Genomic DNA, 25,499 nt, shown 5'->3' with positions numbered 1-25,499 from the left:
CGCAAAGCTCAAGGACTGGCGGCGCATCGCAACCCGCTACGACCGATGCGCGCACACCTTCTTCTCCGCAATATGCATCGCCGCGACCGTCATCTTCTGGCTCTGATCAATGAGTCCTGAGCCTAGCTGCGGGCGATGATTTCGCGCCCGTCGATCTTCATGTTGACGCCAAGCCGGCCGGTGGAGCGGCGCACGAGGAAGCGCGGCCTGCGGTCGGCAAAGAAGGAGTGGCGGCGCCGCGGCTTGAGCGGTGCGGTGCGAACCTCGCCGAGATGCTCTTCGAGGGCGCGAGCGACGCCATCGGCTTCGACCATCAGCATCGGAATGCGATAGGCTTCGGCCCAGGCGCGCCAATCGGCAGCAATGTCGGAAAGATCATGTGCAACGAGCAGCGGAACACAAAGGTCCGGATCGTCATGATGAAGTTCAAGCGTCACTGTAACGTCTCCGTCGCCGTGGTCGATCGCGCGTGCCGCGACCCCTTTGAATGCCCGCGCCGGCAGTGCGATCGAAAGCGGCAGGCCGCTTGATGGTAGCACCTTGCGCAGAACCGCGCCACGCTCGTCCAGGCTGATCGTGACATTGCCTGTGTGGCCACGCAGGACGTAGCTTGCCTGCTGAGGAAAGCGCTTCGGATCGAGCCGGAGCGTGTTTTCGACCCATGCGGGTTGAGAGAGTGTATTGCGCATTTCAATCGCCCTTGTTTTTCCTTGAGAGCCGATTTCCGGTCTTCTCTTCGGGACTTTTCGTCCTCTATGGGCTGGAGAATAGGCGGCTCCCCTTCCGGCCGACTTAAAAATCGCGGTTAAGAAAACTTTGCGTTTTTCGATGGTTAGCAAAAGCCGAGCAGCCAAGGTTTCCGTTTCGTCAACGCGGTGGCTCGCATTCTTGGCAATGGCCTGGTCGCGGCCGGCGAAAAGCCACACACAAGCCTGTCGTGCAATCATGCCGTGTCAGAATTCTGTTTCGGGGGATTGGTGTGACCCGCCCCTGGGTTAAGCGACGGGGCAGCAGGCATGGTTTCGACCTATCTCAATTACAGCCGGATCACGAGCGACTTGAGGACCAGCCTCGATCGTGTTGCCGACCGGCCGCTGGTCGCGCGCGAAGCGCAGTACTACAAGGAAAATATCGGCAACGTGAAAACGGTCGACGATTTCCTCGACGATTACCGGCTCTATTCCTACGCCATGAAGGCACACGGTCTCGAAGACATGACCTATGCCAAGGCCTTCATGCGCAAGGTGCTTGAAAGCGATCTGAAGGATACGGACAGTTTTGCCAACCGCCTCACGGACGAACGCTATCGCAACTTTGCCGAAGCGTTCAGCTTCAGCACATCGTCAGCCGCGGCACAGACGACGGCGCAACAGGATGCACTGATCGGTCTCTATAATGAACGGGTCGCCAATCTCGACACTGTTCTCAAAGGAGACAACGCCTATTTCAACGCAGCTATGGATCTCGTCACCAACGTCGATCAGTTCCTCGGAAATGAACGTTTGCGTTCCTATGCCTTCGGCATCTTTGGCATCGATGCGCGCAACTACTCCTATGATCAGGTCAGATACGCGTTGACCGCCGAGCCGGCGGATCTTGCCAATTCCCAGACCACGGCGCAGACCCGGCTTACCGAAGCCACGAAGACGCTGACTGACTTTGACACGCGGGCAACTGCGATGAAGGACATCGCGACGCTGACGGCACAGCTTGCAGAGGCGCCAGCGGCGGACAAGCCTGGGATCCAGGCGCAGATCGACGCCAAGAACGCCATCGTCGCCGATCTCAACACCAAGCTGCCGCCGGTCGGTAACGAGTCGACCGCATTGATGAATCAACTTTCGACCGAAGTGAACATGCTGAATAGGCAGATCAGCATGCTCGATGCCTACAGGCAATTGAACGGCGCCTTCAACTTCGAAGCCGATGGTAGCGTGGCCGCGGGCAGCAAGGCGATCACCGACGAAAAGAAGAAGATGCTGAATGAGGCCTATATCTTCAGCAGCCCTCGGCTGACGCCATCGGGAGCCATCCTTAACCGGGATTATTTCGAGCAGAAGATCGGTTCGATCACGACCGTTGCGGAGCTTGTGGCCGACCCGCGCATCGCGGACTACGTCAGAACGGCTTTCGGCTTGCCCACCACCACCGTGAGCGCGACGATCGAGAACATTCTCACCAGCGACATCAACGACCCGAACAGCTACGTCAACAAGTTTGGCGGTGAATACAACAAGGCCTACAAGGCCCTGCATGCCGCGTTCAATTTCCAGCCCGACGGGACGCTGCCGGCAGGCGCCAAGGCACAGACCGCCGAACAGACCAATACCACCACCAGCGGCTATATGGTCCACTACAACGACGCGGACGATGCAGAGGACGAGGGCAAGATCAGCCGCTACAAGCTGCTGATCAAGACCATGAGCAACGTCGATAGTCTCGTTGGCAACAGCGAATTGCGGTCCTTCGTACTCAGCGCCTTTGGCCTCGAAAACGAAGACCTGACACCGCGCAAGCTGAAGCAGATTCTGACCAGTGATCTCAACAATCCGACGAGCTACGCCAACTCCTTGCGTGATGAACGCTATATCAAGCTGGTGAAAGCGTTTAATTTCAACGCGGACGGTACGCTTGGCTCACCCAAGCTGGCGCAGAACGAGGCCGACATCGTCAATACTGCCAAGGCCTACATCGTCGAGAAATCGCGCTTCGGCACGGAGGACGAAAAGAAGACCGCCAAGGCGAAGGCGGAAGGGGAAAGCAAGTACTACACGACGCAGATTCAGAAGATCGAGACGCTTGACGATTTCCTCAAGGACAAGCGCCTCGTCGATATCGTGCTGATCGGCGCCGGCATTGACCCGGAGGGTGTCAAAACCGACTACCTCAAGCAGATGTTCACCTCCGACCTCAACGATCGCAAGAGCTTCATCAACACCGATCCGAACGGCTTGAAGTATCGCGAGATCGTTTCCGCCTTCAATTTCGACAAGGACGGAAAGATAGTTACAGGCGAAGCCGGGCAGATACAGACGCGGCGTGGGCTCACTATGACGTTCGACCTCTACCTCAACCAGACGCTTGAGGAGAGCGAGGGCGAGGACAATGCCGGTGTTCGGCTGGCGCTTTATTTCAAGCGCAAGGCGCCGGAAATCACCACACCCTACGACCTGCTCGCCGACAACGCACTGATGCAGGTTGTTCGGACCGCCTACAGCATGCCCGAGGGCCTCGCGAGCGCCAAGATCGAGATGCAGGCCGCTTACATCGAGCGCCTCATGGATATCAAGGACCTTCAGGATCCCGAGGAACTCGAAAAGCTGCTGAAGCGTTTTACCGCGCTTTATGACGTCGAGAACAACACCGACGTCAATCCGGGGCTTGCCATCCTGACGGGCGGCAGCGGCGGCGGCATCAGTGCCGACGCATTGTTCTCGCTTGCACAGCTGAGAGCCGGCGGCCGGTAAAAAGCGTCGTCAGTCTGCCCGCAACACCTTGTCAGGGTTCATGATGCCCGCCGGGTCGAACGCGTGCTTGATGCGGCGCATCAACTCGATTTCGATCTCGGGGCGGACCTCGGCGAGCTCGTCGCGCTTCAACTGCCCGATGCCGTGTTCGGCCGAGATCGAGCCGTTGTACTTCAGCACGATGCCATGAACGATGGCGTTCATTTCCCGCCAACGGTCGAGGAATGCCTGTTTGTCGGCGCCGAGGGGCTGCGAGATGTTGTAGTGAATGTTGCCATCGCCCATATGGCCGAATGAGCAGATGCGTGCGCCCGGCATCGCCTGCATGACGGCCGTATCGGCCTCCTTCATGAAGGCGGGGATGCTCGATACGGGGACGGAAACGTCGTGCTTGATCGAGCCGCCTTCCGGCTTCTGCGCTGGCGACATGCTTTCGCGCATGTGCCACAGCGCCTTGCGCTGTTCTTCGCTGGTCGCAATCACTGCGTTCTCGACCAGGTCGGCGACGATGCCCTGCTCCAGCAGTTCGTGCACCATGCGTTCGGCACTCTCGGCGGAATCGGAGGTGGAAATGTCGATGAGTACATACCACGGGTGAACGGTTTCCATCGGGTCGCGCACGCCTGGAATATGCTTTGTCGTGAACTCGACGCCGAGGCGCGGCATCAGTTCGAAGCCGGTGAGCGCAGTGCCGCAGAGGCTCGAGGCCTTGTCGAAGAGGGCCAGCGCATGTTCGACGCTGCCGACGCCGGCAAAGGCCACCTGATGGCCAAGGGGCTTCGGAAACATCCTGAGCACCGCGCCGGTGATCACGCCGAGCGTACCTTCGGCGCCGATGAACAGGTCGCGCAGGTCGTAGCCGGTATTGTCTTTCTTCAGCCGGCGCAGCCCGTCCCAGATCTCGCCGGTCGGCAGAACCACTTCGAGGCCGAGGCAAAGCTGGCGCATGTTGCCATAGGCTAACACTGCGGTGCCGCCGGCATTGGTCGAGAGGTTGCCGCCGATGCGGGCCGAGCCTTCCGACCCGAGCGACAGCGGAAACAGTCGATCGTTATCATCGGCCGCCTTCTGGATATCGGCAAGGATGCAGCCGGCGTCGGCAACGATGACATTGCCGACGGGGTCGATGTCGCGAATCCGGTTCAGCCTCTGCAGCGACAGGACGATATCGGCCTTGCCCTCGCGCGGGATCTGACCCGCCACATGGCCGGTGTTACCGCCTTGCGGAACGATTGCCGTTCGGGTCGCGCTTGCAAGCTTCATGATGCGCGACACCTCCTCGACCGAACCGGGGCGAAGCACCATCGGGGTGGTGCCCTTGTAGAGCCCGCGGGATTCGATGAGGTAGGGCGCGAGGTCCGCCGGGTTCGTCAAGGCATTGGCGCTGCCGACGATGTCGATGAAGGAGGCGATCAGTTCGGGAGAGGGGAGCGTCGTCGTCATGGCCCTGCCTTCGCAAATGCGCCCGACGGCGCTACTGCATAATTCCTTAAATCGGAATCGAATTAAGGACAAAATTATGCAGCGGGTTTAGAGCGTTACAGCGTCCTTTGCGCGTCATATTTGACGCACGGCGCTGGAAAAGTGCCTGTCGGTCAGTCTCTGGGGGCGGCAGCACGCTGCAGCCGGTCGAGGATCGCCTCTCCCAACCCTTCCGAAGGGATGGGGCCGAAGGCGATGGTTGCGGAGCCGCTGGCATCCGCCCTCTTCATATAGTCGAAAAGATTGGCAGCTGCCTCGCGCAGGCTGCCTGCCGGGCTGAGGTCGAGTACGATCGCGGCGTGCTCTTCGCCGGGGAGCGACGCATTGCCGAACCGGATCAGCGCTTCTCCCGGACGCACGTCGGCGGCGTCGAGCCGGACAGCTGCGCCCGGCGCGTAGTGCGAGGCGAGCATGCCCGGGGCCTCGATAGTCGCTCCGGCGCTCTGCGGCCTCGAGACGGTAAGGCCGGTCAGCCTTTCGATTTCGAAGACGTCGAGACCGCCCGGACGCAGCAGGCGCAGCGCGCCGTCCTCGACCTTGATGATCGTCGATTCAAGCCCGATCTCCGCAGAGCCGGCGTCGAGAATGAGCTTGAGGCGCGGCCCGAGATCGGCTTCCACATGGGCAGCGCTTGTGGGACTGATCTTGCCCGACGTATTGGCGCTCGGTGCGGCGAGCGGGCGGCCGAAGCGGGCAATCACCCGACGTGAAAAGCCATCAGGCATGCGGATGCCGAGCGTGTCGAGGCCGGCCGAGGCAAGCGCGTGCACGGTGCTTGTTGTGCGCTGGGGCAGGATCAACGTCAGCGGGCCGGGCCAGAACGCTTCGGCCAGGCGCCGCGACAACGAATCGAATGTCACATGGGCTTCAGCCATCGCCATGTCTGACACATGCGATATCAGTGGGTTGAAGCGTGGACGCCCCTTCATCTCATAAATACGGCTGATCGCATCGGGATTGGTGGCGTCCGCTGCCAGGCCGTAGACCGTCTCGGTCGGAATCGCGACGGGCTCGCCTTCGGCAAGCACCGCACAGGCACGCTCGATCGCCCGTTCCGGCTCGGTCCGTGTATCGATGATTTCGGCCATGTCGCTTCCGTTTCCCTTTCCGAGGCTTCCTTAAAGGAGCCACGGTGAAAACAGAACGATTTTCTTCAGGCAACCGGGTCTGCGCTTCAGAGGCTGCGAATGATGCGCTTCAATGCCTCGTCGCGCGCGCCGAGCATCAGCACGTTCTTGAGCGCGACTTTCGGGTCGTCGGTACGAAAGAGCAGCCCGTTGTCGCGAACGCTGCGATTGATGGTCATCTGCCCCTCTGGCGCATCGGGCTCGATGGCAACGGCGAAGTACATTCGGGAATAGCCGGTCTGGATGCGTTCGAAGAAGTGTTTCTCGTCGCCGAGGTCACAGAAGAAGTTGGCGAAATAGAACGACCAGGTGACGTCCTTGGACGGGGCGAGATGTGTTCTCGCCGCCGTGACATGGCAATAGCCGAGATGCGGCCGACCGGTGAGCGTGCGGTGGAAGATCATCTTGGGAAACTGGATCGAGGTATGGAAGCCGTTCATCCGCTTGTGCGTCGTTTCGCCGGCGGTCGTCAGCTTGTGGGCGGTGCGCTCGGCAACCTCGTCATAGCTCAGATAACGCCGCTCGCGCTGCGACCATTGACGCCTTTCTATGCGGCCGGTGCGCAGGAACTCGGTGTGGACCGCTGTCTTCGGAGCGATCGTTGGCAGCTTCTCGGCTGCGGCGTCGTAGTATTTGAGCTTTGCCATGAACTTCAATGCGCTGTTTGCCGGTTCGGCCGGTTTCTCCGTCAGGCGACGCTAATGCATTATGGTTAATGGAAGATTTCACTCGCGTCGGTGGGCCTTGCCCCGCGTCACGGGAAGACATGTCGCAAAATGGCGAAGGATCCGCGCTTTCTCGCAAGCCTTGCCGGAAAAAGCGACAATTGCTCAATCCTTGAGCTATCCTATTGTTTACAATGAAAAATGATCAATCACAGGGCGTTTGGTGCGCTTGATGTGCTGTGTCGTCTTTCTGGAATCGGATGTCGTTAATCGGCAGCTACGACGATGGCTTCCGCGATTAGATATGCCTACTCAAGGTGCTGTCTTTTAGGGAAGGCGGAGAATTGGGAAGCCGGTCAAAACCCGGCGCTGCCCCCGCAACGGTGGTGGAGCGAAAGCCACGGCACAAAGCCACTGGACGGTTCCGTCCGGGAAGGCGCCGGGCTGGTCCTTGCGGACGGCTCCTGAGCCCGGAAACCAGCCTTGACGCGAACAGACCGTAACGGGTTGCGGCGGGCAGCCGGATCGGAGCCGTCATCGCACAGGCAATGCGCCCGTGCGGGTTCCAGTCCTGCCTCTCCGAAACAAGGCGAACGAGGACAGGACATGGACATCAAGGGCGATATGCTCCGCAAGCTGAAGGGTCGACGCGACGGCTACAGCCTCGACCGGGCCTTCTACATCGACCCCGACTACTACAGGCAGGATCTCGAAAGCATCTGGTACAAGGACTGGTTGTTCATCGGCCACGACTGCGAGATCCCGCGTGCCGGTAACTATTTCACCGTCCAGGTCGGCGATTATCCTGTCATTATCGTTCGCGACCGACAGGGCACGATCCGCGCCCTGCACAATTCCTGCCGTCATCGCGGTTCTCGCGTCTGCGCGCAGCACAAGGGCTCTTCGGCCAAGCTCGTCTGTCCCTATCACCAATGGACCTATGAGCTCGACGGCGCGCTGCTCTTTGCCCGCCAGATGGGCGAGGATTTCGACAAGGCGGCCCACGGCCTGAAGCCGATCCACTGCGAGACCGTCGGCGGTTACATCTTCATCAACCTGTCCGAGCAGCCGATGGATTTCGGCCCGTTCCGCGACATGGTCGCGCCCTATCTTGCGCCGCACCGCCTGGGTGAAACCAAGGTCGCCTTCGAAAGCACGATCATCGAAAAGGGCAACTGGAAACTCGTCTGGGAAAACAACCGGGAGTGCTACCATTGTGCCGCCAACCACCCCGAACTTTGCCGCACCTATCCCGAAGCGCCGACGGCGACCGGTGTGCAGGGCGCCAAGGATGATCCCGTCATTGCCGCGCATTGGGCGAAATGCGAAGCAGCCGGACTGCCGAGCGAGTTCCGGATGTCCGAGACCGGCCAGTTCCGCTCGGCGCGCATGCCGTTGATCGACGACGCCGAGAGCTACACCATGTCCGGCGCCCGCGCCGTGCGGCGGCAACTGTCGGCAGACGTTAGCCAGAAGCATATCGGCACGCTCCTGCTCTTCCATTATCCCTCGACCTGGAACCATGTGCTGGCCGACCACGCCATCACCTTCCGCGTCCTGCCGCTCGGCCCGGAGCTGACGCAGGTGACGACCAAGTGGCTGGTCAACAAGGACGCGGTTGAAGGCGTCGACTACAATCTCGAGCAACTGACGCATGTCTGGACCGAGACCAACGATCAGGACCGCCAGATCGTCGAGGAGAACGCCTTTGGTATTCGCTCGCCGGCCTACCAGTCAGGCCCCTATTCGCCCGAACACGAAGGCGGCGTGATGCAGTTCGTCGAGTGGTATTGCAAGTTCATGGAACAGCGCCTGCAGGGCGAGGCTGCTCCGCTTTCCCGGGTCGCCTGACATGCAGATGGCATCCTCGTTCCATCATTTCGACGAGCTTCATGTCTGGATCGACAGGCAGAACATGCTCGAATGCACATCGGCCGTGATCGAGACCGCCGATGTGATGACCTTTACCTTCCGGGCGGAAAAGCCGGCCTGGTTCCGCTATCTGCCTGGGCAGTTCGTCACGCTCGAGCTGCCGGTCGCCGACGAGCCGGTCATGCGCACCTACACGCTGTCGTCGACGCCCTCCCGGCCGTTGTCGATCGCCGTCACCGTCAAGGCGCAAGCCGATAGCATCGGCACGCGCTGGATGTTCGATCACCTGAAGCCCGGCATGCGGCTGAAGGCGTTCGGTCCGCTCGGCGATTTCAGCTTCGTGCGCCATCCCGGCGAAAAATATCTCTTCATATCGGCAGGCTCCGGCGTCACGCCGATGATGTCGATGACGCGCTGGATGGCGGACTGCGTTCCCGAGACCGACGTCACCTTCATTTCCTGCGCCCGCCGGCCAGACGACCTTCTGTTCCGCTCGGAACTGGAAGTGCTGGCGCGCCAGATGTCCGGGCTAAACCTCGGCTTCGTGGTCGAGGGGCATGAGTCAAGGCACGGATGGCACGGGCTGCGCGGCCGCATCGACGGCGCCAAGCTGCCGCTGCTTGCACCCGACTTCATGGAGCGCACAGTGTTTTGCTGCGGTCCGGAGCCGTTCATGCGCGGCGTGCGCGAGTTGCTGAAGGCGGCCGGTTTCGACATGAGCCGCTATCACGAGGAAAGCTTCCAGCCGGCGGCAGCACCGGCAGCCGAGGAGATAGCAGTCAGGGCAGGGGCGGCAGCCGACGCCGAAGCGCAAGGCGCCAAGGTGGTCTTCACCATGAGCGGCAAGGAGATCGAGGCCAAGCCCGGCCAGACGATCCTGCAGGCGGCGCGGGCCAACGGCGTCAGGATCGGTGCGGCCTGTGAAGGCGGCATCTGCGGTACGTGCCGGGTGATGAAAGTCGCCGGCGAGGTCGAGATGAACCACAACGGAGGTATTCTCGACGACGAAATCGATGAGGGCTACATCCTCGCCTGCTGCTCGCGGCCGCTTGGAGATGTACAGATCGAAGCCTGACAATGCTTGATGGTCGCGGGGAGCGTGTTCTTTCCGCGACCGACCCGTCAGCGGCTGGCCGCGGCCGCCAGCCGCACGGCGCGGTCGTGCCGACCGAAATCGATCGACCCGGTCGCCATCATGTCGACGCCTTCGCCGGCGGCGCTGGCAGCTTCGGCGCGGCTGATAAGCAACGGCTGGCTTTCGATTTTCGCCGTCGCCTGGGCAGCGCTGGCGGCGCCGACCCCGTCGTCGGCTCTGGCAATGAGAACGAGCGGCAGTGCCTTTTCCGGCAACAGGGCGCCGCCGGCCCAGATCGGTCGCAAGGTGGCGCTGCTCATAGCCGCGACATTGACGTCGATGTCGTCAAGTGTACCGGGCACACGATAGGGACAGCGGCGTTTGCCGCAATTGATCCCTGACGAGAATTGCCACAGCGCATAGCTGTCCCAGTTGCCGATCGGAAACACATTGCGGATATCCGGCTTGTAGCGGGCATACCACAGGGGTAGTCGCGACAGCAGTCGGTGCTTCGCGCGGTTGGCCGCGATGTATTTGGCCGTGACATGATTGGTGTAGAGCATCGGGTAGCGGCCGGTGCGGGTCTTGATATGTCCGGCAAAGATCGCCGCGTCTTCGAGCGACATGAATTTGTCCGGGTCGATGCCTTCGAGATCGAGCACCATCAACTCGTCGTCGCGCGGGCTCGCATAATCGAGAAAATGGTTGGCCTGATCGACCGGGTTGCCGGGGCGGGCAAGATGATAGGCGCCCCACAGCAGCCCATGGGAGCGGGCGATCATCCGCCGTGTCTGGTAGAGCTCGCGGCTGACGGCGTATTTGCGCCACATCGTCTTGCAGTGGGCGACAGTGTCGCCGCCATGATCGCCGGTGCAGGAGAAGCTTTCCGGCAGGCCGTCGGAGGCCTTGGCGATGAAGCCGGAGATACGCTTGTCGGAAAGCATTGTCTCCCAGTCGATGCTGTTCATTTCATAAGCGTCGACGATGATGGCGTTGGACTTCGACTTCCAGGGCTCCAGTTCGCCGGCGCGTGCGTTCACCGCCGCGAAAGCCAGACCCAGGAGGGTCGCGAGGCGCAGAATCATCCGTAAGGTGGAGATATACCGCTTTGCCATTCAGTGAGATTGCCGACTCTACAGTTAATTGATCGTAAATCCCAGTCCCCGAGCCGACTGTGCTTGAGACGGTGGCGAATGTATAGAGACTTATGGCTGTATATCAGAGGGTGCTTCTATTGCTGTCGCTGTCCCTTGTCGGTCCGATATCTGCAGCTCCATGTGTACTGTCACAGGCGTGAAGCCAGTCTCTTTCGCCGTCCGTCGAGGCGGCAGGCGAGTCAACTTTGTATGCCGGAACATGGAACAAAACCCGTCACTTAGACGTTAGCCGGCGACCGTTTTCGATCGGACCGTAATCAGGATACGTATCGACACGCGGCTGAAATCGCGCAAACTGGCGGTTGTGAAGGTGGCTCGCTGGCGTCGGAAGCGGCGCAAGTGCTCGTATGGAGAGTTATATGAGAACAATGACAGGCAAGTGGTTCGCCGCAGCGATTGCTGCCGCGGTCTTGATGACTTCGGCTGTGCCGTCCCAGGCTTTCATGCCGGCTCCGCTGCGTGTTGAACGGCAGAGTGATGCCACCGAGGTCCAGTATCACCGCCCCGGCTACGAACGGCGCGGCGGATATTATTATTACAATGGCTATCGCGGCTATAACTATCGCCGTCCGGGCTATCGTTATTATAATGGCTGGTGGTACCCGATGGCGGCCTTCGGCGCCGGCGTGATCATCGGCGGAGCCGTTGCCCAGCCGCCGCGCTACACGCGGCCTGCGCCTGCCTATGGCAGCCGCCATGTGCAATGGTGCTACGACCGCTACCGCTCCTACCGGGCCTACGACAACACCTACCAGCCCTACGGCGCGGCGCGCCGGCAGTGCTACTCGCCCAATAGCTAAGAGGGCAAGGAAGAGACAGCAAAAAGGCCGGGCATTGTCCGGCCTTTTCTGATGCCGGCAAGGTCAGAGAATGCCGATCCGCCTGAGGATCCACCACGCAAGGCCCATGGAAAGCGCGATGAACAGCGCGGCATACAGCGTGCCGCTGCCATCGGCGAAGGGAAGGGCGCCGGTGTTCATGCCGAAGAAACCGGTGACCAGCGTCGGCGGCAATAGGAAGGCTGTCATCAGCGACAGAATATAGAGGTGCCGGTTGGTTTCGGAGGAAATCTTGCTGTCGATCTCTTCGTGCAGCAATCGGGCGCGCTCCTGGAGTGCGAAGACGTCGCGATCCACGGCCTCGAGCCGATCGTAGAGGCGCTCGGTGACGTCGATGAAACCGGGCGGCACCTCGTCTTCGTCCGACGCGCCGGCGCGGCGAAGGAGAGCAAGGATCGTGCGCAGGTGCCGGTGAAGGCGAACCACGGTGCGGCGCAATGGCGCCAGGCCCGGCTGCTGCCGGTGACCGGCTTCGCCATAGACGTGATCTTCGATGACATTCAGCTCTTCGGTCAGTTCGAGCACCAGCGAGATCAGCGTGCGCTGGAATTCGACCACCAGCATCTCGAAGAGGTCGATCGGCCGCGCGCATTTGGTGCTCTTTTCGACTGCGGCCTTTACCCGGTCGATGCTGCGCAGCGGGTGCAGCCGCGTCGTGATGATCACCCTGTCGCTGACGGCAAAATGCAGCCAGCCGATCGTCTTCGTCACCGCATCGAAAGTGCGCTCGAAATCGACCAGCGTTCCGTGCACGATATCGTCGGAGACAGTGATGGCCGCCTGGGTGTCGTGGCTGGTCAGCGTCGTTACGGCTGCCGGCGGCAGGTTGCCGATCCGCTCGATGAGCGCCGGCGTTCGCGCGTCCGAAAGCGCCAGATGCAGCCAGACCCAGCCGTCGCCCTTGATGAGACCGTCGATCGAGGCATCGTTGGCGATGCGCTGGCATCGGCTTTCGCCAGGCAGGAAGCGGTAGGCCCAGACCAGGCCGGGTATCTCGGGGGAAATCAGGTTCATTTGAACGCCTTGGCGAGGGCCATCGTTACTGGCTTCTATGCGCCGTTGATGACAGTTTTGTTACGATGCCGTCCGCACCGGCAACCATCACAACGCGGGCTGAATTGACGTTGACGTTTACGTAAAAATCAATAGTGTTCGGCCAAACGAAGATGCGCCGGCAGCTGCGAAAGCGCCCGGTATCTGGGAGGATCATCATGTACAAGGCACCCGTTGACGAGATTGCATTCACGCTGAAGCACGTGGCCGGAATGGCCGGGGCGCTGGAAAGCGGCGCTCTCGGCGACCTCGGCGAGGATCTCGTGGATGCGATCCTGTCGGAGGCAGGACGTTTCGCGACCGAGGAAGTGGCGCCGCTCGGCGACGTCGGCGACAAGCAGGGTTCCCGTCTCGTCGATGGCAAGGTTCAGACGCCTGACGGTTGGCGCGATCTCTATCACAGCTGGATCGGCGGCGGCTGGAACGGGTTGACGGCTCCGGAAGAATTCGGCGGCCAGAACCTGCCGCATATGCTGCATGTCGCGGCCATGGAAATGTGGAACGCCGGTTCGATGGCATTTGCGCTCGGGCCCACGCTTACCATGGGCGCCGTCGACGCGCTGGAGAAGCATGGCTCCGAGGCTCTGAAGGCAACCTACCTGCCGAAGATGGTATCCGGCGAATGGACCGGCACCATGAACCTGACGGAGCCGCATGCCGGCTCCGATCTTGGCGTTCTCAAGACCCGGGCCGAACGTCGCGACGACGGCACCTATCGCATTTTCGGCCAGAAGATCTTCATCACCTGGGGCGAACACGATTTCACCGACAACATCGTCCACCTCGTCCTGGCGCGGCTGCCGGATGCGCCTGCAGGCACCAAGGGCATTTCGCTGTTCCTCGTGCCGAAGTTCCTGGTGAACGCCGACGGTTCGCTCGGCGAGCGCAACGATCTGTTCTGCCATTCGCTCGAGCACAAGCTCGGTATCCACGGTTCGCCGACCTGCACGATGATCTATGGCGACGGCAAGTTCGGCGCAGAGAAAGGCGCGATCGGCTACCTCATCGGCGAAGAAAACCGCGGCCTTGCCTGCATGTTCACGATGATGAACAACGCCCGTCTTGCCGTCGGCATGCAGGGCGTCGCGATTGCCGACGCCGCCACCCAGAAGGCAATCGCCTTTGCCAAGGAACGCACGCAGGGCAAGGCGCCCGGCTGGTCCGGCCAGGGCATGAGCCCGATCATCGAGCACCCGGATGTTGCCCGCATGCTGCTGACGATGAAGGCCCTGACACAAGGGTCGCGCGCCATCGCCTATGCCTGTGCGCATGCGGTGGACATGGGCCATGCGGCAGACGGCGACAAGGCGAAGTTCTGGCAGGAGCGCTCCAGCCTGCTGACGCCGATCGCCAAGTCGTTTGCGACCGATGCCGGCGTCGACGTTGCCTCGCTTGGCATCCAGGTTCATGGCGGCATGGGCTTCATCGAGGAGACCGGTGCCGCTCGTTACCTGCGCGATGCCCGCATCGCCCCGATTTACGAGGGCACCAACGGCATTCAGGCGATCGATCTCGTCACGCGCAAACTGCCGCTTTCGGGCGGCGAACACGTCCGTGGCTTCATTGCCGAATTGCGCGAGATAGGTGGCGCGGTCCGCGCCTCCAACCGTGAGGGATTCGGCGAAACTGCGGCGCGACTAGATGCTGCGCTCGACGATCTCTCCGAGGCGACGGAATGGCTGATTGCTGCTGTTTCGGCCGGTAAACTCTCCGAGGCACTGGCAGGAGCCACGGCCTGTCAGCGCCTGTTCGGTCTCGCCTTGACCGGCGCCTACCTCGCCAAGGGCGGTCTGGCCGAAGCGTCTGACGGTAAGGACGAGCAACGCATCGCGCTCAGTCGGTTCGCCGCGGAAAACATGCTGGCGGAAACCTCCGCCTTGAAGGATCGTGTCGTTACCGGTGCCGACAGCCTTGCTGCCGCGCGCGCCGTCTTGGGTTGAGGGGAAATATCATGACCGACCAGGTGCTTGTCGAACGTCCGGAAGCCTATCCGGGCGTGCAGGTCATCCGCTTCAACCGGCCGGAAAAGAAGAACGCCATCACGCGCGACATGTACGCGAAGATGACCAATGCGCTGACGGTTGCCGGCAGCGATCCGGCCGTTCGCGTGACCGCGTTCCTCGGCACCGAAGGCTGCTTTTCCGCCGGCAACGACATGGCCGACTTTCTGGCGTTTGCCATGGGCGGCAGCATGGGCACCGAGGTCATCGATTTTCTGAAGGCGCTCGCGGGTGCGGCCAAGCCGGTCGTCTCCGGTGTCGACGGGCTTGCCATCGGCATTGGCACGACGATCCACCTGCATTGTGATCTGACCATCACTTCCGCCCGCTCGGTGTTTAAGACGCCCTTCGTCGATCTGGCCCTGGTGCCGGAAGCGGCGTCGAGCCTGATTGCGCCGCGCATCATGGGGCATCAGCGTGCCTTCGCTCTGCTTGCCGCCGGCGAACCCTTGGAAGCGCGCGACGCGCTCGAAGCCGGACTGATCTGGAAGATCGTCGGCCAGGATGCCGTCGAGGAAGAGACGCTTTCGCTCGCCGCCCGCCTTGCCAAGAAGCCGCCGGAGGCGCTGCGCATCGCCCGTGATCTCGTCCGCGGTGACCGCAGTGATGTGCTCACGCGTATCGACGAAGAGGCGAAGCACTTCGCAGCGCAGCTGAAAAGCGCCGAGGCAAGGGCTGCTTTCGAGGCCTTCATGCGTCGCTAGGACGTTTTCCCGGCATCCCTTTCGGTGCCGGACAAGCAAAGTCGGGGCGGTCCTTTAACCGTCCCTGTGTGAAGATCGCGTTGCCGCCGGCATCCCGAACTTGCATATGACAATTTTAATCGCTTCTTAAATAGCGATCGCTAGCGTGCGGCGCGATAGGCCTACCCTCACCAGGGTGGCCCCGGCCGCATGAGGCATGGCTGGCCCCGCCTTTTTGGCATGTTCAACGTTTTCCCGAGGCTTGACCAACCGCCACTCCGGCGGCTGAGCGATGCTGCGCGTGAAAATCATCGAGAGCTCATGTCCGGCGAAGCACGCCGGCCCCTGTTAGGAGCCCATCTTGTCCAAGCGATCGAACCTCATGACGCGCATTCTCGTCGCCGCGTCCGGTGTCGTTGTTACCGCCTTTGCCGGCTTTTCCGTCTATATCGACACGCTTCAGTACGACACAACCACCAAGGCGGTCGAAGAAAACATCTCGTCCTCCGGCGTCCAGGCCGCACAGAGCGTCGCCAAGTGGCTCAACGGTCGCGTCACGTTGACGGCGATGGTGGCCGACGCCGCCGGTCGGACGACCGATGACAACGGCGTCCAGCCGATCCTCAAGAACGACGTGCTGACCAACGAGTTCATCTCGACCTATGTCGGCAACGAGAGCGGCAAGTTCATCACCTGGCCGGACAATCCGATGCCGGCGGGCTACGATCCGCGCCAGCGCCCGTGGTATCAGCAGGCCGTCAAAGCCGACGCGCGTGTTCTCACCGAGCCCTATGTCGACGCCTCGACCGGCGACCTCATCATCAGCGCTGCCGTTCCGGTCAAGCGCGACGGCAAGCTTTACGGCGTCACCGGCAGCGACTTCTCACTGGAAACGCTGGTCTCGATGGTCAAGGGCATCGACGTCGGCGGCGAAGGCTTCGCCTTCCTCGCCAGCAAGGACGGCCAGATCCTCGTTCACCCGGATTCCAAGCTCGTCACCAAGACGCTTGCCGACGCCTTCCCGATCGACACCCCGACGATCAGCTCCGGCATCATGAACACCGAACTCGATGGCAAGCCGATGATCGTCAGCTTCGTACCGGTTCAGGGCCTGCCCTCGGTCGAATGGTATGTCGGCTTCGTCATCGACGCCGATGTCGCCTATTCCGCGATCGACCAGTTCCGCATTGCCGCAACCGTCGCGACCATTCTCGCCGTCGGCGTCATGCTCGTCTTCCTCGCAACCTTCCTCAACCGCCTTGTCATCCGCCCCGTCACCGACATGACCGGCGCGATGGAGAAGCTTGCCGCCGGCAATCTCAACGTCGAAATCCCCGGCGAAGATCGCCGCGACCAGATCGGCTCGATGGCCGCCGCAGTCGCCGTCTTCCGTTCCAATGCGGTCGAGCGTGCCCGCCTCGAAGACGAGGCCGACGCCAACCGTTCACTGTCGGAGCGCGAGCGCCTGGAACGCCAGGCTCGCGATGCCCGTGATGCTGCCGAAGTGCAGCAGGCCGTCGATGGCCTGGCAAGCGGTCTCGGCCGCCTGGCCGACGGCGATCTCGCCTACCGCATCGACAATCCGTTTGCCGATCGTCTCGATCGTCTGCGCGCCGACTTCAACAACTCGGTCGCCAAGCTGCACGACACGCTCTGCGCCGTTGGTGCCAATGCCCGCGGCATCGACGCCGGTGCGACGGAAATCCGTTCGGCCGCCGACGATCTGGCCCGCCGCACCGAGCAGCAGGCAGCCTCGGTCGAAGAGACGGCAGCTGCGCTTGAAGAGATCACCACCACGGTCAAGGATTCTGCCCGCCGGGCGGAGGAAGTCGGCGTGCTGGTCGCCCGCACCCGGGCCGGTGCCGAAAAGTCCGGCGAGGTCGTTGCCAACGCCGTCGAGGCGATGCATGCGATCGAAAAATCGTCGGGCGAAATCTCCAACATCATCGGCGTCATCGACGACATCGCCTTCCAGACCAACCTGCTGGCGCTGAATGCCGGCGTCGAGGCGGCCCGTGCCGGTGATGCCGGCAAGGGCTTTGCCGTCGTTGCCCAGGAAGTGCGTGAACTGGCACAGCGTTCGGCCAATGCCGCCAAGGAGATCAAGGCGCTGATCACCACCTCGGGCAACCAGGTGCGCAGCGGCGTGACGCTGGTCGGCGACACCGGCAAGGCGCTGGAGACGATCGTTGCCGAAGTGCAGGAGATCAACAAGCATGTGAGCGCGATCGTCACGGCGACGCGCGAACAGTCGACCGGCCTTCAGGAGATCAACACGGCAGTCAACACCATGGACCAGGGCACGCAGCAGAACGCGGCAATGGTGGAAGAGCAGACGGCGGCAAGCCATGGCCTGGCTTCGGAAGCCGCTTCGCTCAATGCGCTTCTGGCCCAGTTCAACCTCGGCAATACCCAGAGCGCCTATGCGCCGGCAGCTATGCCGCGCCGTCGCGCCGCATAGACGTAAAACACCTTAGATGCGAAGCAGGGCCCGGAGCACAACTCCGGGTCTTTGTTTTTGGATGCCCGTTTTTCGAAAATCGGCGCGTGCGCCGTAATTCGTTGTTCCGGCTTTCCTTTTTTAAGTTTTGATAAAGTGTCGAGGCATACCGTCCGATTGCCGCGAAATGACTTCGCACCGCACATCCGCCGATAGGGTCCATCTCCCGAAAAGCTCGCCTCAGGGCCACCGATGTGTTCCAGACACCTGCCTCACGCTGCGCGTGTTTTGGCTTTCCATCACGCGTTCGAAGTTTGCTCGCGATCTGCTTTTTCAAGCAATCGCGCGAAGGGAGACGAACGGTGATTCTCAAGACTGCGACCGCACGAAACATGTTTGCCATCGTGATGACTGGCCTTTTGACCTGTATGGTCACGGCTGCCATCGTGTTCTGGCTATCCTATCAGCAGCTGAAAGAGCGCAGCATTGCGGAGATGACCAACGCCGCCTATGCAAGCGCCGCCAACGTCGAGGCGAGGTTCGCAGAGACGAAAACGCTCGCCAACAACATGCGCTCTGCCCTCTATGCCATGAAGGACAGTGGCACGGCGTCTCGCGAAGGTACGGTTGCGCTGCTGAAAAAGCTGATCGCGGACAACCCGCTCGCCGTTGGCCTCAGCACCGGCTGGGAGCCGAACGCGTTTGACGGCAAGGATGCGGAATATGCGGGCAAACCGGGCCACGATGCCAGTGGCCGCTACGTTCCCTATATCGCCCGTTCGGGGGAAAAGATCGTGTACGAAGCGCTGGTCGATTACGACAAGCCCGGCGCAGGAGATTACTATCAGGTCCCCAAGAAGACTGGCCGCGACATGATCACCGAGCCTTACTTCTACAAGATCGACGGCAAGGACGTGCTGATGACGTCGATCATGGTGCCGTTGAAGCTCGACAATGCCTTCGTCGGCGTCGATGGCGTCGACATGGCGCTTGACCACCTTTCCAACGAGTTGGGCAAGCTGGCCCCGTTCGATACCGGATTCGTTTCGCTGGTCAGCCAGGGCGGCAGCATCATCAGCCATCCCGATCAGACATTCCTTGGAAAATCGCTAAAGGACACCGGGCTTGAGGCCGGCGGTTGGGGCCAGCTTCTGGGCAAGACCGAGCAGGCGTTTGAACTCACCCACACGGATGGCTCGGTGCACATCGCCGTTGCCGTGCCGGTCAAGCTTCTGCCCGATACAACCTGGTACGTCGTCGTATCCGTGCCGCAGGCTACCGTCTTTGCCGGTCTCTCGCAGCTTGCGATGATCTCCGTCGCGGTTATCGCCGTCGCAGCCTTGATCATGATCCTGGTCGGTTGGACGCTTGCCACCCGATTCCGCAAGCGCGTTGCGGCGGTCATCGGCGTCACCGGTGAAATCGCTGCGGGCAAGACCGATGTCGACCTGTCGGAAGCCGAGTGCAAGGACGAGATCGGCGATCTCGCCCGCTCGCTGCAGGTGCTGCGCGACGCGACCATCGCCAAGCTCAAGCTCGAAGACGAGGCCGACGCCAACCGTTCACTGTCGGAGCGCGAGCGCCTGGAACGCCAGGCTCGCGATGCCCGTGATGCTGCCGAAGTGCAGCAGGCCGTCGATGGCCTGGCAAGCGGTCTCGGCCGCCTGGCCGACGGCGATCTCGCCTACCGCATCGACAATCCGTTTGCCGATCGTCTCGATCGTCTGCGCGCCGACTTCAACAACTCGGTCGCCAAGCTGCACGACACGCTCTGCGCCGTTGGTGCCAATGCCCGCGGCATCGACGCCGGTGCGACGGAAATCCGTTCGGCCGCCGACGATCTGGCCCGCCGCACCGAGCAGCAGGCAGCCTCGGTCGAAGAGACGGCAGCTGCGCTTGAAGAGATCACCACCACGGTCAAGGATTCTGCCCGCCGGGCGGAGGAAGTCGGCGTGCTGGTCGCCCGCACCCGGGCCGGTGCCGAAAAGTCCGGCGAGGTCGTTGCCAACGCCGTCGAGGCGATGCATGCGATCGAAAAATCGTCGGGCGAAATCTCCAACATCATCGGCGTCATCGACGACATCGCCTTCCAGACCAACCTGCTGGCGCTGAATGCCGGCGTCGAGGCGGCCCGTGCCGGTGATGCCGGCAAGGGCTTTGCCGTCGTTGCCCAGGAAGTGCGTGAACTGGCACAGCGTTCGGCCAATGCCGCCAAGGAGATCAAGGCGCTGATCACCACCTCGGGCAACCAGGTGCGCAGCGGCGTGACGCTGGTCGGCGACACCGGCAAGGCGCTGGAGACGATCGTTGCCGAAGTGCAGGAGATCAACAAGCATGTGAGCGCGATCGTCACGGCGACGCGCGAACAGTCGACCGGCCTTCAGGAGATCAACACGGCAGTCAACACCATGGACCAGGGCACGCAGCAGAACGCGGCAATGGTGGAAGAGCAGATGGCGGCAAGCCATGGCCTGGCTTCGGAAGCCGCTTCGCTCAATGCGCTTCTGGCCCAGTTCAACCTCGGCAATACCCAGAGCGCCTATGCGCCGACACCAACGTCGCGTCGGCGGGCGGCATAGGTCGGGTGCATCGGTCTGAACGATGAGAAAGGGCCCGGACATCCGGGCCTTTTTCTATTTCTCGAGCGTTGCGACTGCCTCGACATGGGCCGACCAGAGGAACTGGTCGATCGGCGTGACCGACGTGATGCGGTAGCCGGCAGCAACGAGGATCGCGAGATCGCGGGCAAGCGTTGTCGGATTGCAGGAGACGGCGACGATCTTCTTGACGCCGGAGCGGGCGATTTCCTGACACTGCACGTCCGCGCCCGCGCGTGGCGGGTCGAAGACGATGGCATCGTAAACCTTCAGTTCCTGCGCCATGAGCGGGCGGCGGAAGAGATCGCGCTTCTCGATCGTCACCGGCTTCAGCCCTTGCGTGTTGCGGGCGGAGAAGTCGAGCGCCTTCAGCGCCTTGTCCTCGCCTTCGACCGCGTGCACGCGGGCCTTGCGGGCGATGCGCAGGGCGAATGTGCCGCTGCCGGCAAAGAGGTCCGCAACCCGCTTTGCCTTGCCGATATGATCGAGCACCAGTGCTGCCATCGCCTCTTCAGCGGCAAGCGTTGCCTGGGTGAAGCCGCCGGGCGGCGGCGAGACGGAGACGCCGCCGAATTCGATCACCGGCTTCGTCGGCTCGACGATGATCTCACCATTGAGGCTGACGCGGGCAATGCCGCGTTCTCCGAGAACCGTCTCGACGGTGCGCCGGCGCTCGCGATCGCCAAATCCCTTGATGCCGTCGACCGAAAGGTCGAGACCGGAAAGCGTTTCGAGAACGGTGATGCGGAACGGTTCGGCGTTGACGGCCATGGCCGCGCCGATCTTGCCGATGGTGGCGAGCCGCGAGACGATGCCCGGGCTCGTGACGGGACATTCCGAAATCGCCACGATGTGGTGGCTTTCCGCCTGGTTGAAGCCGAGGAGCAGGTCTTTTTCGGTCTTGCGCGCCGTGAACACGGCGCGGCGGCGCTCGCCGGGTTGGGCTGTTATCAGCGGCGCGACATCAGGCTTCAATCCCTTCGACTTCAAGGCGTTGATCACCAGGTCGCGCTTGAAGGTCTGGTAGAGGCCGTCGGCCGCGTGCTGCAACGTGCAGCCGCCGCAGGTGCCGTTCTGACCGTCCGGGCCGAAGTGGCGACAGTGCGGTTCGACCCGGTCAGGCGATGCTTCGCGCAGCGAGATCAGCGTGCCCTGAGACTTGTTGACCGCAAGGGCCGCGCTCTCGCCCGGCAGCGTGAAGGGCGCATAGACCGGACCAGCCTCGGTTTCGGCAATGCCGTCGCCCTGCGCGCCGAGACGGGCGATGGTCAGGGTCTGCGTGCTCATGGCTTTTTCCCGGCCAGCAGGAACTCGACGTTGCCGTCGCCGCCTGATATCGGCGAGGGGATCAGCCCGAGGCTCTGCCAGCCCATGTCTTCGACCAGCCAGCGCTCGAGTTCGGCGGCAACCGCCGGCGCGCTGTCGGGATCCTTCAGCAGTCCGGCCTTGCTGATCGCATCGCGACCGGCCTCGAATTGCGGCTTGACCAGCAGGATGCAGTGCGCACCGCGAAGCGCCATCTCGAGTGCCGGCGGCAAGGCGAGCTTCAGCGAAATGAAGGAGACGTCGGAAACGATGAAGGTCACTTCACGGTTGTCGATGTCGTCCTCGGTCATCGCCCGGGCGTTGAGGCCCTCGATGCTGGTGACGCGCGGATCGCCCGAGATCCGCGGATGGATCTGGCCATGACCGACATCGATGGCAACCACGTGATCGGCACCGCGCTTCAACAGCACCTCGGTGAAACCGCCGGTGGAGGCGCCGATATCGACGCAGCTTTCACCGGTCGGATCGAGCGCGAAATGATCGAGCGCTGCGGCAAGCTTCAGCGCTGCGCGCGAAACATAGTCCTGCGCCGGGTCATCGATGGTGATGGTCACGCTCTCGGCAAAGGCCAACGACGGCTTGGTGACCGTGCGGCCGTCGACCTTGACGGTGCCGCGCTGGATCGCGTCGCGGGCACGGGCACGGCTAGCCACCAGTCCTGTGTTGAGCAGCAGCTGGTCCAGGCGGACTCTGTTCTTGTGTTCTTCATTCTGGCGTTCTTCTGACATGTGTTTCTCATGGAGGGTTGGCGGCCTATTGGCAAGCCCCCTCGCTGCACGGCTGCTCGGCAGAGCGGGTAAGACGTGGTGATAAAACCCCCAAGGAGACAGGGAAGTAATCACATCACGCGAAATAAGCGAAAGTGCTGACGACCTGTCGCGGCGCACGGAGCAGCAGGCCGCATCGCTGGAACAGACCGCGGCGGCCCTCGACGAGATCACCGCCAACGTCACGAGCTCGACGCGGCGGGCCGAAAAGGCGCGCATCGTGGCCGGAGAGGCGAATTCAAGCGCTGCCAAATCCGGCGTCGTGGTGGCGAGTGCCGTGGAAGCGATGCGCCGGATCGAAAGCTCCTCCGGCCAGATCTCCAACATCATCGGCGTTATCGACGAGATCGCCTTTCAAACCAACCTCCTGGCGCTCAATGCCGGTGTCGAAGCGGCGCGGGCGGGCGAGGCCGGCAAAGGCTTTGCGGTCGTTGCCCAGGAGGTGCGCGAGCTGGCCCAGCGCTCGGCAAAGGCCGCCAAGGAGATCAAGGAGCTTATCCGCAATTCCAGCGTCGAGGTCGAAGGCGGGGTCAAGCTGGTGCGCGATACCGGCGAGGCGCTGAAGGCGATTGGCGGCCATGTGGCCACCATCAACCAGCACATGGACGCGATCGCCATCTCGGCGCGCGAACAGTCGGTGGGGCTCAGCGAAGTCAACACCGCCGTCAACCAGATGGACCAGGTGACGCAGAAGAACGCGGCGATGGTCGAAGAGGCCAATGCCGCCAGCGCCCAGCTCGCCAGCGAGGCCGGCCGTCTGCGCGAGCTCATCGCCCGCTTCACGCTGCCGGGCCGCACGAACAGCATGACCGCCCCAAGCGATCTGCGCACCATGGCACCACTATGGCGGCGCCATCTGCACCGATACGCTCGGCGAGTGCCGCCCGCCCCGTGTCTTACGGCAATGCGGCGGTGGCGCAGGACGATTGGCAGGAATTCTGATCGTCGCCACGACACACAAGAAAGCAAAAGCCCCGGTTCATCGCCGGGGCTTTGGTGTTTCGGACTGCCTTCGATCGCGTAGCCTTAGCCGGCAGCGCCGATGCCGATATCCTGCTTCTGGCCGAGTGCCTTGAACACCGTAGAAACGATGCCGGCGCGGTCGAGGCCGGCCAAGGCATACATCGCTTCGGGCTTTGCCTGCTCCATCCAGATGTCAGGCATCACCATCGGGCGCACCTTCAGGCCACCGTCGAGCAGGCCGTCTTCTGCGAGGAACTGCAGCACGTGGCTGGCAAAACCGCCGACTGCGCCTTCCTCGATGGTCACAAGCACTTCGTGATGGCGGGCAAGCTGGCGGATGAGGTCGTGGTCGAGTGGCTTGGCAAAGCGCGCGTCGGCAACCGTCGTCGAAAGACCCGCCGCGTCGAGATCTTCGGCGGCCAACAAACAGTCGGCAAGGCGCGTGCCGAAGGAAAGCAGCGCCACCTTGGAGCCTTGCTTGACCACGCGGCCCTTGCCGATTTCAAGGATCTGGCCGCGCTCCGGCATTTCGACGCCCACGCCTTCGCCGCGCGGATAGCGGAACGAGATCGGGCCGGCATCATAGGCGACAGCGGTCCGCACCATGTGCTTCAGCTCTGCCTCGTCGGCGGCTGCCATGACGACGAAGCCGGGCAGGGTCGCGAGATAGGTCGTGTCGAAGGAGCCGGCATGGGTAGGCCCGTCGGCGCCGACGAAACCGGCGCGGTCGATCGGAAAACGCACAGGCAGGCCCTGGATCGCCACGTCGTGGACCACCTGGTCGTAGCCGCGCTGCAGGAAGGTGGAATAAAGTGCGGCAAACGGCTTGTAGCCTTCAGATGCCAGACCGGCCGCAAAGGTCACCGCGTGCTGTTCGGCGATTCCGACGTCGAAGCAGCGCTTGGGGTGGGCGAGGGCGAACTTGTCGAGCCCGGTGCCGGATGGCATGGCGGCGGTGACCGCAACGATCTTGTCGTCGAAACCGGCTTCCTGCGTCAGGGCTTCGGCGAAGACCGAGGTGTAGGCGGGCGCGTTCGGCTTTGCCTTGGCCTGCGCGCCGGTGATGACGTCGAACTTGTTGACGCCGTGATACTTGTCGGCAGCGGCTTCGGCGGGCGGATAGCCCTTGCCCTTCTGCGTCACCACATGGATCAGCACCGGCCCCTTGGCGTTGTCGCGAACGTTGCGCAGTACCGGCAGCAGGTGCTCGAACGAGTGACCGTCGATCGGGCCGATATGATAGAAGCCCATTTCCTCGAACAGCGTGCCGCCGGTGACGTAGCCGCGGGCATGCTCGACCGCGCGGGTGATCGCCCGGTCGACCGTCTTGCCGAGATAGGCCGTCAGTTTCTTGCCGACTTCGCGGATGCCCATGTAGGTGCGGCCGGAAGCGAGGCGCGCCAGATAGGCGCTCATCGCGCCGGTCGGTGGCGCGATCGACATGTCGTTGTCGTTGAGGATGACGATCAGGCGGGCATCGAGCGCGCCCGCATTGTTGAGCGCTTCATAGGCCATGCCGGCCGAAAGCGCACCGTCGCCGATGATGGCGATGACATTGCGGTTCTTGCCGTCGAGGTCGGCGGCGACAGCCATGCCGAGGCCGGCGGAAATCGACGTCGAGGAGTGCGCGGCACCGAAGGGGTCGTATTCGCTTTCGGCGCGACGGGTGAAGCCGGACAGGCCGCCTTCCTGGCGCAAGGTGCGGATGCGATCGCGACGGCCGGTCAGAATCTTGTGCGGGTAGCACTGATGGCCGACGTCGAAGATCAGCCGGTCATGCGGCGTGTTGAATATCTTGTGGATGGCGATCGTCAGCTCGACGACGCCGAGGCCCGCGCCGAGATGGCCACCGGTACGCGAGACCGCATCGATCATCTCTGCACGAACTTCGCCGGCAAGCTGCGGCAGATCCTTGTCGTCGATCTTCTTCAGATCGTCGGGAAAGGTCACCTTGTCGAGCAAGGGGGTTGCCGGCATCGGGTTCGT

Annotated in this window: 17 protein-coding genes, 2 pseudogenes and 1 riboswitch; of the genes and pseudogenes, 10 read left to right on the top strand and 9 right to left on the bottom strand. The window is 62.4% G+C overall.

Annotated features, from left to right (window positions below):
* A pseudogene (locus tag IB264_RS07095) lies at positions 1-106 on the top strand (IS5/IS1182 family transposase); the annotation flags it as partial.
* A gap of 16 nt (positions 107-122) precedes the next feature.
* On the opposite strand, the gene IB264_RS07090 reads toward IB264_RS07095, so the two are convergent.
* Positions 123-689: a DUF6101 family protein gene (locus tag IB264_RS07090; protein ID WP_025426130.1), complete on the bottom strand. Its 567-nt coding sequence runs from the start codon at positions 687-689 to the stop codon at positions 123-125.
* A 327-nt stretch (positions 690-1,016) separates the two neighbouring features.
* Between IB264_RS07090 and IB264_RS07085 the strand changes: the two genes are divergently transcribed.
* Positions 1,017-3,467: a DUF1217 domain-containing protein gene (locus tag IB264_RS07085; protein ID WP_025426131.1), complete on the top strand. Its 2,451-nt coding sequence runs from the start codon at positions 1,017-1,019 to the stop codon at positions 3,465-3,467.
* A 9-nt stretch (positions 3,468-3,476) separates the two neighbouring features.
* On the opposite strand, the gene IB264_RS07080 is transcribed toward IB264_RS07085, so the two are convergent.
* From IB264_RS07080 to IB264_RS07070, 3 genes are all read right to left on the bottom strand, one after another.
* The gene (locus tag IB264_RS07080; protein ID WP_025426132.1) at positions 3,477-4,910 is read right to left on the bottom strand and encodes an FAD-binding oxidoreductase; all 1,434 of its coding nucleotides are present in this window, start codon (positions 4,908-4,910) and stop codon (positions 3,477-3,479) included.
* A gap of 152 nt (positions 4,911-5,062) precedes the next feature.
* Positions 5,063-6,037, bottom strand: a complete 975-nt coding sequence (locus tag IB264_RS07075) for an L-threonylcarbamoyladenylate synthase (protein WP_025426133.1) — start codon at positions 6,035-6,037, stop codon at positions 5,063-5,065.
* 86 nt (positions 6,038-6,123) lie between these two features.
* Positions 6,124-6,723 (bottom strand): DUF6656 family protein, encoded by a 600-nt coding sequence (locus tag IB264_RS07070; RefSeq protein ID WP_025426134.1) that lies wholly within the window; start codon positions 6,721-6,723, stop codon positions 6,124-6,126.
* Between the two features lie 316 nt (positions 6,724-7,039).
* Positions 7,040-7,242, top strand: a riboswitch (cobalamin riboswitch).
* Positions 7,243-7,347: 105 nt separating this feature from the next.
* Here IB264_RS07070 and IB264_RS07065 point away from each other — a divergent pair.
* Positions 7,348-8,592 (top strand): aromatic ring-hydroxylating dioxygenase subunit alpha, encoded by a 1,245-nt coding sequence (locus tag IB264_RS07065; RefSeq protein ID WP_025426135.1) that lies wholly within the window; start codon positions 7,348-7,350, stop codon positions 8,590-8,592.
* Between the two features lies 1 nt (position 8,593).
* Positions 8,594-9,688, top strand: coding sequence for a hybrid-cluster NAD(P)-dependent oxidoreductase (locus IB264_RS07060; RefSeq protein ID WP_057212461.1), 1,095 nt, complete (start codon positions 8,594-8,596; stop codon positions 9,686-9,688).
* Positions 9,689-9,735: 47 nt separating this feature from the next.
* Here IB264_RS07060 and IB264_RS07055 read toward each other — a convergent pair whose 3' ends face one another.
* Entirely contained in the window at positions 9,736-10,803 is a 1,068-nt protein-coding gene (locus IB264_RS07055) for a glycoside hydrolase family 25 protein (protein WP_057211590.1), read from the bottom strand.
* Between the two features lie 410 nt (positions 10,804-11,213).
* Between IB264_RS07055 and IB264_RS07050 the strand changes: the two genes are divergently transcribed.
* Entirely contained in the window at positions 11,214-11,645 is a 432-nt protein-coding gene (locus IB264_RS07050; protein ID WP_025426138.1) for a BA14K family protein, read from the top strand.
* 63 nt (positions 11,646-11,708) lie between these two features.
* Here the strand turns inward: IB264_RS07050 and IB264_RS07045 are convergent, their stop codons facing one another.
* On the bottom strand, positions 11,709-12,698 hold the full coding sequence (locus tag IB264_RS07045; protein WP_025426139.1) for a transporter: 990 nt from the start codon (positions 12,696-12,698) through the stop codon (positions 11,709-11,711).
* Between the two features lie 197 nt (positions 12,699-12,895).
* Here IB264_RS07045 and IB264_RS07040 point away from each other — a divergent pair, with 197 nt between their 5' ends.
* From IB264_RS07040 to IB264_RS07025, 4 genes are all read left to right on the top strand, one after another.
* The gene (locus IB264_RS07040; protein ID WP_025426140.1) at positions 12,896-14,677 is read left to right on the top strand and encodes an acyl-CoA dehydrogenase; all 1,782 of its coding nucleotides are present in this window, start codon (positions 12,896-12,898) and stop codon (positions 14,675-14,677) included.
* A gap of 11 nt (positions 14,678-14,688) precedes the next feature.
* A complete protein-coding gene (locus IB264_RS07035) occupies positions 14,689-15,441 on the top strand; it encodes a crotonase/enoyl-CoA hydratase family protein (protein WP_025426141.1) in 753 nt (250 codons plus the stop codon).
* Positions 15,442-15,802: 361 nt separating this feature from the next.
* Positions 15,803-17,881 (top strand): methyl-accepting chemotaxis protein McpU, encoded by a 2,079-nt coding sequence (gene mcpU, locus IB264_RS07030; RefSeq protein ID WP_225906252.1) that lies wholly within the window; start codon positions 15,803-15,805, stop codon positions 17,879-17,881.
* Between the two features lie 341 nt (positions 17,882-18,222).
* Positions 18,223-20,439, top strand: a complete 2,217-nt coding sequence (locus tag IB264_RS07025) for a methyl-accepting chemotaxis protein (RefSeq protein ID WP_309141642.1) — start codon at positions 18,223-18,225, stop codon at positions 20,437-20,439.
* Between the two features lie 54 nt (positions 20,440-20,493).
* Here the strand turns inward: IB264_RS07025 and IB264_RS07020 are convergent, their stop codons facing one another.
* Both IB264_RS07020 and IB264_RS07015 read right to left on the bottom strand, forming a co-directional pair.
* Positions 20,494-21,744, bottom strand: coding sequence for a class I SAM-dependent RNA methyltransferase (locus IB264_RS07020; RefSeq protein ID WP_025426144.1), 1,251 nt, complete (start codon positions 21,742-21,744; stop codon positions 20,494-20,496).
* Positions 21,741-22,511 (bottom strand): TlyA family RNA methyltransferase, encoded by a 771-nt coding sequence (locus tag IB264_RS07015; RefSeq protein ID WP_025426145.1) that lies wholly within the window; start codon positions 22,509-22,511, stop codon positions 21,741-21,743. The genes IB264_RS07020 and IB264_RS07015 overlap by 4 nt, the downstream gene beginning before the upstream one ends.
* 115 nt (positions 22,512-22,626) lie before the next feature.
* Here IB264_RS07015 and IB264_RS07010 point away from each other — a divergent pair.
* Positions 22,627-23,574: pseudogene (locus tag IB264_RS07010) on the top strand (methyl-accepting chemotaxis protein); the annotation flags it as partial.
* A gap of 2 nt (positions 23,575-23,576) precedes the next feature.
* Here IB264_RS07010 and dxs read toward each other — a convergent pair.
* Positions 23,577-25,490, bottom strand: a complete 1,914-nt coding sequence (gene dxs / locus IB264_RS07005) for a 1-deoxy-D-xylulose-5-phosphate synthase (RefSeq protein WP_038575941.1) — start codon at positions 25,488-25,490, stop codon at positions 23,577-23,579.
* Positions 25,491-25,499 lie beyond the last annotated feature (9 nt).

The sequence above is a fragment of the Ensifer sp. ENS11 genome (genome assembly GCF_014851895.1).
In the GTDB taxonomy this organism is placed as follows: Bacteria; Pseudomonadota; Alphaproteobacteria; order Rhizobiales; family Rhizobiaceae; genus Ensifer; species Ensifer canadensis.
This window is presented reverse-complemented; position numbering and strand designations above follow the sequence as displayed.

Coding starts and splice junctions, on each gene's coding strand:
- IB264_RS07085 (WP_025426131.1), top strand. CDS start 1,017: ATGGTTTCGACCTATCTCAATTACAGCCGGATCACGAGCGACTTGAGG.
- IB264_RS07065 (WP_025426135.1), top strand. CDS start 7,348: ATGGACATCAAGGGCGATATGCTCCGCAAGCTGAAGGGTCGACGCGAC.
- IB264_RS07075 (WP_025426133.1), bottom strand. CDS start 6,037: ATGGCCGAAATCATCGATACACGGACCGAGCCGGAACGGGCGATCGAG.
- dxs (WP_038575941.1), bottom strand. CDS start 25,490: ATGCCGGCAACCCCCTTGCTCGACAAGGTGACCTTTCCCGACGATCTG.
- IB264_RS07055 (WP_057211590.1), bottom strand. CDS start 10,803: ATGGCAAAGCGGTATATCTCCACCTTACGGATGATTCTGCGCCTCGCG.
- IB264_RS07070 (WP_025426134.1), bottom strand. CDS start 6,723: ATGGCAAAGCTCAAATACTACGACGCCGCAGCCGAGAAGCTGCCAACG.
- IB264_RS07080 (WP_025426132.1), bottom strand. CDS start 4,910: ATGACGACGACGCTCCCCTCTCCCGAACTGATCGCCTCCTTCATCGAC.
- IB264_RS07090 (WP_025426130.1), bottom strand. CDS start 689: ATGCGCAATACACTCTCTCAACCCGCATGGGTCGAAAACACGCTCCGG.
- IB264_RS07020 (WP_025426144.1), bottom strand. CDS start 21,744: ATGAGCACGCAGACCCTGACCATCGCCCGTCTCGGCGCGCAGGGCGAC.
- IB264_RS07050 (WP_025426138.1), top strand. CDS start 11,214: ATGACAGGCAAGTGGTTCGCCGCAGCGATTGCTGCCGCGGTCTTGATG.
- IB264_RS07060 (WP_057212461.1), top strand. CDS start 8,594: ATGCAGATGGCATCCTCGTTCCATCATTTCGACGAGCTTCATGTCTGG.
- IB264_RS07040 (WP_025426140.1), top strand. CDS start 12,896: ATGTACAAGGCACCCGTTGACGAGATTGCATTCACGCTGAAGCACGTG.
- IB264_RS07045 (WP_025426139.1), bottom strand. CDS start 12,698: ATGAACCTGATTTCCCCCGAGATACCCGGCCTGGTCTGGGCCTACCGC.
- IB264_RS07015 (WP_025426145.1), bottom strand. CDS start 22,511: ATGTCAGAAGAACGCCAGAATGAAGAACACAAGAACAGAGTCCGCCTG.
- mcpU (WP_225906252.1), top strand. CDS start 15,803: ATGACGCGCATTCTCGTCGCCGCGTCCGGTGTCGTTGTTACCGCCTTT.
- IB264_RS07035 (WP_025426141.1), top strand. CDS start 14,689: ATGACCGACCAGGTGCTTGTCGAACGTCCGGAAGCCTATCCGGGCGTG.